General features: G+C 56.1%; 8 protein-coding genes. 4 read left to right on the top strand and 4 right to left on the bottom strand.

Annotation, left to right across the window (positions count from 1 at the left end):
* Positions 1 to 426 precede the first annotated feature (426 nt).
* The 3 genes from COHPA_RS0121070 to COHPA_RS0121060 form a co-directional block, all read right to left on the bottom strand.
* Complete coding sequence (locus COHPA_RS0121070) at positions 427 to 1,131, bottom strand: hypothetical protein (protein WP_027088131.1); 705 nt, start codon at positions 1,129 to 1,131, stop codon at positions 427 to 429.
* 194 nt (positions 1,132 to 1,325) lie between these two features.
* Positions 1,326 to 1,523, bottom strand: coding sequence for a cold shock domain-containing protein (locus COHPA_RS0121065; RefSeq protein ID WP_027088130.1), 198 nt, complete (start codon positions 1,521 to 1,523; stop codon positions 1,326 to 1,328).
* A 91-nt stretch (positions 1,524 to 1,614) separates the two neighbouring features.
* Positions 1,615 to 2,358 carry a class I SAM-dependent methyltransferase gene (locus COHPA_RS0121060; protein WP_027088129.1) on the bottom strand — a complete coding sequence of 248 codons (744 nt, stop codon included), beginning with the start codon at positions 2,356 to 2,358 and terminating at the stop codon, positions 1,615 to 1,617.
* A gap of 203 nt (positions 2,359 to 2,561) precedes the next feature.
* Here COHPA_RS0121060 and COHPA_RS0121055 point away from each other — a divergent pair, with 203 nt between their 5' ends.
* From COHPA_RS0121055 to COHPA_RS0121040, 4 genes are all read left to right on the top strand, one after another.
* On the top strand, positions 2,562 to 2,795 hold the full coding sequence (locus COHPA_RS0121055; protein ID WP_027088128.1) for a hypothetical protein: 234 nt from the start codon (positions 2,562 to 2,564) through the stop codon (positions 2,793 to 2,795).
* A 32-nt stretch (positions 2,796 to 2,827) separates the two neighbouring features.
* On the top strand, positions 2,828 to 3,001 hold the full coding sequence (locus tag COHPA_RS25880; RefSeq protein ID WP_035119712.1) for a hypothetical protein: 174 nt from the start codon (positions 2,828 to 2,830) through the stop codon (positions 2,999 to 3,001).
* Between the two features lie 237 nt (positions 3,002 to 3,238).
* Positions 3,239 to 5,032 carry an oligoendopeptidase F gene (pepF, locus tag COHPA_RS0121045; protein WP_069202126.1) on the top strand — a complete coding sequence of 598 codons (1,794 nt, stop codon included), beginning with the start codon at positions 3,239 to 3,241 and terminating at the stop codon, positions 5,030 to 5,032.
* Positions 5,033 to 5,068: 36 nt separating this feature from the next.
* Positions 5,069 to 5,602: a YfiT family bacillithiol transferase gene (locus tag COHPA_RS0121040; RefSeq protein WP_027088126.1), complete on the top strand. Its 534-nt coding sequence runs from the start codon at positions 5,069 to 5,071 to the stop codon at positions 5,600 to 5,602.
* 52 nt (positions 5,603 to 5,654) lie between these two features.
* On the opposite strand, the gene COHPA_RS0121035 is transcribed toward COHPA_RS0121040, so the two are convergent.
* Positions 5,655 to 7,397 carry an SGNH/GDSL hydrolase family protein gene (locus COHPA_RS0121035; RefSeq protein WP_156926715.1) on the bottom strand — a complete coding sequence of 581 codons (1,743 nt, stop codon included), beginning with the start codon at positions 7,395 to 7,397 and terminating at the stop codon, positions 5,655 to 5,657.
* Positions 7,398 to 7,411: the final 14 nt, after the last annotated feature.

Raw genomic sequence — 7,411 nt, 5'->3', positions numbered from 1 at the left:
CCCCACCAACGTCTCAGTTACCCGATTTTTTCAGACACCTCCTGCTCGCTAACCCCACCAACGTCTCAGTTACCCGATTTTTTCGGACATCTCCTGCTCGCTGACCCCACCAACGTCTCAGTTAACCGATTTTTTCGGACATCTCCTGCTCGCTAACCCCACCAACGTCTCAGTTACCCGATTTTTTCAGACACCTCCTGCTCGCCAACCCCACCAACGTCTCAGTTACCCGATTTTTTCGGACATCTCCTGCTCGCTGACCCCACCAACGTCTCAGTTACCCGATTTTTTCGGACATCTCCTGCTCGCTGACCCCTCGAACGTCTCAGTTATCCGATTTTTTCGGACATCTCCTGCTCGCTAACCCCTCCTACGGGCCAGTTACCCGATTTTTTCGGACATCTCATCTCCTGCTCGAGACCCCCACTATCTGAGACCCCCTGCGAGCTCAGTTAGTTGAAAGAGATGTGCTCTCCTCAAACTTCCGCCAATACCTTGGAGGATTCCGCGGGAAATCAGACTTCGTATGACCAAGCGAGCCGTATCATCCTTAAGCTGCAGCCACTCGCACGCCTCCTTCATCCCGAACGGCCTGTTGTGCAGCCATGCGCAGCGGATGAGTTCCCGCTCATAGACAGGAAGCTCCATCCAGCCGAGTCCGCCGCCGTGGGCTATGCGTCCGTTGCCGAACCGGCCGAGCATCTCGTATACGGAACGGCGGCATGCATCCGGCTTCTTGTCGAGCTCGTCCCAACTGAACGGCATGTAGCGGCAACCCAGATTCATGAACGTGCGCACGCGCATCCGCTCGAACGAAAACCGGTCTCTCGTGATTTTCTCCGCGTGCACGACAAACCCGTCCGCCTCGAACACGATTCGCCATACCCGGTGGAACACGTCCACGTAGATCTTCACGCCTGACAGACTCGTCACCTCGTATTCGAGGATCAAATCTTCAAACGAACCAAGCACCGGCCACAGCATCTCGAGCAGCTTCTTCGTGCCGGTTAGATCCTTGTTCAACATCTCCAATCGCATTCCCGTAGCGTTCCGTCTCTGTTCCGCTAGGAACGCCTCAAACGCCTCTTCAAAGCCAACCATTCGATCTTCATCCCGATTTCGCATAACCATCCGATCCCCTCCCCATCCCGATTTCGCATAACCCTCCGCGCAATGAAACAAAAAAACCGCCCGCTCCCTAAAGGGAAAGGACGGCGCGTGCCTCGCACCAAGCAGTTATGAAAAACCCCTTGCCCGGCTGACCGGTACAAGGGGCGTCGATGCTCGATTCGTGATTATGAAAATAAGTCCTCGCAACGCGAGACTTACAGTTTCACCACGTTGGATGCTTGAGGACCACGGTTGCCTTGAGTGATTTCGAACTCAACCGCTTGGCCTTCTTCCAAAGTTTTGAAGCCATCGCCTTGGATTGCGGAGAAGTGAACGAATACATCGTTGCCGTCTTCTACCGAGATGAATCCATAGCCTTTTTCTGCGTTAAACCACTTAACTGTTCCTCTCAAATGAAAAACCTCCTAAAATCTCGCCGTTCTCGGCGAATGAGGTAATTATAACCGAATCGCAGGCAAGTTGCAATATACCCGACCCTCGCCGTTAACCTAGTTTAACCAGTCGCAGCAAGGAACTAGGGGTCGGAGTAAACGGCAATCCGGTCGGAACGAGCTCCGCTTCCGCAAGCCCCGCCACCCTATCAATTAGCTTTGGAAGATAGGGGATCGGCTCCCACTTTAAGGTAACGAGCGGATAGATCCGCAGCTGTCCTCCCGGCTTCAGCACGCGAAGAAGCTCTTCGATCGCTGCCGTATGGAACCGTTCGTCGAAAGCGTCGGCATATAAGAACAAGAAGTGGCTGCACACCGCAAGCGAAAAGAAGCCGTCCTCGAAAGGCAAGCTCGGCAACGCCGCCGCGACGTAACGCTCTCGCGCGCCTTCGCTGCGGAAATCCTCCGCGAACCGCCGAAGCGATTGTTCCCGCAGCTTCCGATGCTGCTCCGGCGAGCCGTAGAAGCTCCAATCGTAAGCATTGGCATTCGCCGCGATTTTGGCGGAGGACACTTCGATCTCCTTCTCCGCGTCCGCGATCACTTGCTCCGTCAGCCCCGCGTAGAACGGGTCCGCGGCGTACGCGTCGACGCCGATCCCGCGCAAATGCGCCGTGAACGACGAGCCGCCTCCCGCGACGTCCAGCACCGGACCGGCCTGCCAATCGGCTTCCGTCAGCCGGAACATCGCCTCGTACTCCTTGAACGCCCGGCACGTGTTCGCTACGCCCGTCTGCGGATACGCCGGCGGTTTGCCCTCTCCAGCGATCCGTGAACCTTCATGAAATTCATTCATTGCACTCGTCTCCTCTCGTCTCGTCAATGCTCATCTCGTCTGACCTCGGCTCCCACTCCATGACACCATGAAATGATTACCCGTAGAATTGCACAGCGAAGCCTCCCTGTCAACCGATTCTGACGGCGCGACATTGCTTTCTACGCCCATCTCTTCTATGATGAAAAAAAACGGCAATCGCTGCCAAGACCAGGAGAGTACGCATGTTCGCGAAACATACCGTCTACAAACACGATAATTACAATATGCTTACCGTAGAAGTGCAAGGAAAGACGCTCGTCGTACGCGAAATTTCGGATCAATGGGGCGAAGAATGCCACAAATTCCTGAGCCGCCCGGAGATGATGGACTGGGCGCAACGCCGATTCCGCGCCGAAGATTTCCCCGGAGGCGAAGAGGAACTGCAGCTTACGATGGAGAAGCTTCGCAACATCTAAACCGCTGACCGCCAGGAGGTTTCGTCGTTCACATGGAAGCCAATATCATTTTCATCATTGCGTCATTCGCGCTTGCCGGCGTCATTATCATGATGCGCGACCGCATTCCGCAGAACTTGCGCCGCGGGCTCGCGCTGACTTCGATCGCGCTGGTGCTGTTCGCCTTCTTCCTCATCGTGTATAGCTTCTATAAAGCAGGCAGTTAGGCGCCGGGACGATGTAAACAACAGGCCGCGCAGGGGCATACTGTTCCAGGAAACCATTCCCGATAACCGGAGGTTCCTATGAGACTGCATCCCCTGCCTGTCGCCGCCGTCATGGCGGCTTTCGTATTGATGGCTGGCACGATCCAGCACTCATCCGCTTATTCCGCGTCGGCCGGCGAAGGAATCCGTTCTTCGCTAGCCGCGCGCGACAAACCCTTAAGGAGGTCATCGAACCCTATGAGCCAAGTACCTAAACGAAGCGAGACGCCGCAGGAGCACCGTTGGAAGCTGGAAGACTTATACCCTAACCAGGCGGCATGGGATGCCGAGTACGGCAAAGTAAAGAAGCTGTTGGGCGAAATCGCCTCCTTCCAAGGCAAGCTGAAGGACGCTGACGCGATCGACCGCTGCTTTACGCTCGATGACGAAATCTCCTTGCTCACGGAGCGCCTGTACGTGTACGCCAACATGCGGCACCACGAGGACACGGCCGAACCGACGTATCAAGCGTTGTCGGACAAATCGAAGAAGCTGAGCGTAGAAGCGAGCGAAGCGACTTCCTTCATTACGCCGGAAATCCTAAGCCTGTCCGAGTCCGAGCTGAAGGCGCTGACGGAAGCTCCGAAGCTGGCGAAATTCAAGCGCACGCTCACCGAGATGCTCCGCCAGAAGCCGCACACCTTGTCGAAGAACGAGGAATCGCTGATGGCGCAAGTCGGCAACCTGTCCCAAGCTCCGAACACGATTTTCGGCATGCTGAACAACGCGGATCTGAAGTTCCCGAAAGTCAAGGACGATCAAGGCGAAGAAGTCGAGCTCTCCCACGGCCGCTACATTCAGTTCCTCGAAAGCCGCAATCCGGAAGTCCGGCGCGAAGCTTTCAAGGCGATGTACGATACATACGCCAAGTGGAAAAACACGCTGGCCGCCACATTGAACGCCAACGTGACCAAAAACCTGTTTTACGCCAAAACCCGCAAGTATCCGTCCGCGCTCGAGATGTCGCTGTTCGGCGACAACATCCCGCAGTCGGTATACGACAATCTGATCGCGACGATCCACGAGTTCCTGCCGCTCATGCACCGGTACATGGAACTGCGCAAAAAGCTGCTGAAGCTGGATGAGCTTCATATGTACGACCTGTTCGTTCCGCTCGTCGACGAGTACGACCTCAAGATCTCGTACGAGGAAGCGAAGCAGAGGGTTTACGACAGCTTGGCCCCGCTCGGAGACGACTACCGCAAGGTGCTCCAGGAAGGGTACGATAACGGTTGGATCGACGTGTACGAGAACGAAGGCAAGCGCAGCGGCGCCTATAGCTGGGGAGCATACGGCACCCACCCTTACGTCCTGCTGAACCATAAGGACAACTTGAACAGCATGTTCACGCTCGCGCACGAGATGGGCCATGCGCTTCACTCGTATTACTCGGACACGACACAGGAGTACCGCGACGCGCAATATACGATATTCCTCGCAGAAGTGGCTTCCACGCTGAACGAAGCGCTGCTCATGCACGACATGCTGGAGAAGGCGGACGATCCGAAGGCGAAAATGTACCTGCTCACGTATTACGCCGACCAATTCCGGACGACCGTGTTCCGCCAGACGATGTTCGCGGAGTTCGAGAAGATCATTCACGCCAAAGCCGAGGAAGGCGAAGCCTTGACGCCTCAAGTACTTAGCCAAATCTACTACGACCTGAACGTGCAGTATTACGGCAAAGATATGGTCGTCGACAAAGATATCGAGATGGAATGGGCGCGAATCCCCCACTTCTACACGAGCTTCTACGTGTACAAGTACGCGACGGGCTTCTCGGCCGCGACGAGTTTCGCGAAGCAAATTCTCGACGAAGGCAAGCCGGCCGTCGACCGCTACTTGGGCTTCCTGAAGAGCGGCGGAAGCGACTACTCGATCAACATCTTGAAGAAAGCCGGAGTCGACATGTCGTCGCCTGAACCGATTCGCCAAGCGATGAGCGTGTTCCAAGGTTTGATCGAGCAAATGGAACAGCTTACGGCGAAGTAAATGTCCGTCCAAAGCCCGGGAGAGGGGAAGTTGAACATGACCGCGACATCAGAGCAATTGAAGTTCCCGATCGGCAAATTCGTCAAACCGGACGGTTTGACGGAAGCGCAGCGCGCAACGTTGATCGAAGAGCTGGCAAAAGTGCCGGCGAAGCTAAAGAAAGCAACTGCGGGGCTTAACGACGAACAGCTCGATACGCCCTACCGTCCGGACGGCTGGACCGTACGCCAAGTCGTCCATCACCTCGCGGACGCGTCGATCAACCAGTACACGAGGTTTAAGCTGGCTTTGACCGAAGACAATCCGACGATCAAACCGTTCGAGGAAGATCCGTGGGCATCCTTCGCGGATTCCAAGCTTCCGATCGCCTCCTCCATCGCGTTGCTGGACGGCTTGTTCGATCGCTGGATGGCGCTCCTGCGCGCGATGTCCGCCGAAGACTTCGCCAGAACGCTCGTGCATCCGGCGAGCAGCCGGATGGACTTGAACCTCTTGCTTCCGTTCTGCGTCTGGCACGGTAAGCACCATATCGCCCACATCACGTCGCTCCGCGAACGAATGGGCTGGTAAACGCGCGAAGCGCTCCTCGACGATCGAGGAGCGCTTCGCTTTATTACGGAATTTATTCGACGTACCCGAACCCAAGCACGGTGAAGCTCTTATTTTCTTCGCCTGCCGCCATTCGGATTTCCGCTTCGCGTACCTTCGTTTCCTCGCCGCGAACCAACAGAACGGCGTTGCAATGCGTCCAGTTGATCAGATGGGGATCGGCGACGAGTACCGGCTTCCCGTCGACGATGACTTCCGCTTTGCCGAAATCGCCATTCCCCGAGTCCTTGAACACGAGAATGAGACATCTGCACGCGAGGGTCAGCTTAAAGCTGGCGTTGCCCGAAGAAGCCGTACGCATCCAGTTGTACGGGAATTGCGGCGTGCCGTACGGATGATCGTCCATCTCCGCGTTCTGCAGCTCGGAATCGGTTTCCGTGAACCCGCCTTCTGCGATCTCTGCGACGCCATTATAGTTGCTGCGGTCGAGCAACCGCATGCCTACGAAGTCGTTGCCGATGATAGGCGGCTTATCGATCGAGATATCTTCCGCATCCGCTTCGGCTTGATCGGCCGCGGCGAACAGACGGTCGAGGCAATCCGCCATGACCGTATGGCCGGCGTTGGTCGGATGATAGATATCGTAGAAAAACTGCCTCTTGGAAATGACGTTGCCTTCCGCTTTCGTCAGACGGAACTGTTCCGCCACCGCGTCTTTCACGCTGACCATCGGCAAGCCGTAATGTCGGCCCACCTGAGAAAGCCTATCCTGCAGGTTCCAATCGTTAATGAATACGCTGAATAGGAGAATGACGGCCGGATGGTTCGGACTCGTCAGAATGTTCAGGACAAGGCTCTCGAAACAGTTCCCTTTCGTCTCGTCCCCTTCGTCGTTGACGGCGAATTCGACGACGACGATATCCGGACTTACGGCCCCGTCTCTCGTAATGTCGCGGTCATACCGGACGATGCCGAGCTCGGACGGGGTACCGCCCACTCCGGCTTTCACGAAACGGACGTTACCGCCGCCCGCCGGCTCGAACGACCGCTTGAATCTTTCGTAAGACCGGTAAGCATAGCAGTTCGTATGAATCGGCTTTGCTCCCGCGCCCTGAGTGATGGAACCGCCGATATAGGCGATCGTCACCTCCTCGCCCCGCTTCGCCTTCTCGATCGCTGCTTTTAACCGCTTATTGTTCCCCTGACTGAGCAAAGATAGCTCGATCATATCCCGGTATGCCTGGGAGCCGAATTCGACCGGAGGCTCGATCTCGATATCGGGCACCTCGTAGCCATCGTGGAGATAGAAAATCAGGCTTACGGTAGCCAAAGCTCCGGGTTGGGCAAATTCGAAGGCGTATTTGCCCGGACTATCGTCGTCCTCGGACCATTCCGCTTGCGACAGCTCGATGACCTGCTCCGTGCCGTCGACCGGACACGGAACCCTCAGCTTCGTTCCCGTCTCGTATTGGCTCGTCTTCCCCCAATTCTCCAAGACGAAGAAGACCGGCGCGTCCTCTACCCGCCGAACCTTGACGGTTACGCCGATGCTATGCACCAGCTTGCGGAAACCGCCGCAAGTTCTAAGCATTTCCAATATCCCTTCGTCTTCGATTCCTCCGTTGAATTTCGCTAGACTGGCCAAGCGACCGTTATCCAAATACACTTCCTGCGAATGGATTCCGTTGCCGCGGTCGGTCGCTTCGACGTCGGTTTCGTACATCACGTAGAAAGCGCTGCGCCTTTGGACCGGATCTCTAGGCGCCGTCGGACCTCCGTTTACCGAAATTCGAGATTCTGCGAATCTATCGTTCATCATACGTTCTCCGC

Source organism: Cohnella panacarvi Gsoil 349 (assembly GCF_000515335.1).
Lineage (GTDB): Bacteria > Bacillota > Bacilli > Paenibacillales > Paenibacillaceae > Cohnella > Cohnella panacarvi.
The sequence above is the reverse complement of the archived record's forward strand: the minus strand, read 5'-3'. Positions and strand labels throughout refer to the sequence as shown.

Excerpts from the sequence above, each read along its gene's own strand:
- COHPA_RS25880 (WP_035119712.1), top strand. The coding sequence starts at position 2,828 with ATGGAAGCCAATATCATTTTCATCATTGCGTCATTCGCGCTTGCCGGC.
- COHPA_RS0121055 (WP_027088128.1), top strand. The coding sequence starts at position 2,562 with ATGTTCGCGAAACATACCGTCTACAAACACGATAATTACAATATGCTT.
- pepF (WP_069202126.1), top strand. The coding sequence starts at position 3,239 with ATGAGCCAAGTACCTAAACGAAGCGAGACGCCGCAGGAGCACCGTTGG.
- COHPA_RS0121060 (WP_027088129.1), bottom strand. The coding sequence starts at position 2,358 with ATGAATGAATTTCATGAAGGTTCACGGATCGCTGGAGAGGGCAAACCG.
- COHPA_RS0121040 (WP_027088126.1), top strand. The coding sequence starts at position 5,069 with ATGACCGCGACATCAGAGCAATTGAAGTTCCCGATCGGCAAATTCGTC.
- COHPA_RS0121070 (WP_027088131.1), bottom strand. The coding sequence starts at position 1,131 with ATGGTTATGCGAAATCGGGATGAAGATCGAATGGTTGGCTTTGAAGAG.
- COHPA_RS0121035 (WP_156926715.1), bottom strand. The coding sequence starts at position 7,397 with ATGAACGATAGATTCGCAGAATCTCGAATTTCGGTAAACGGAGGTCCG.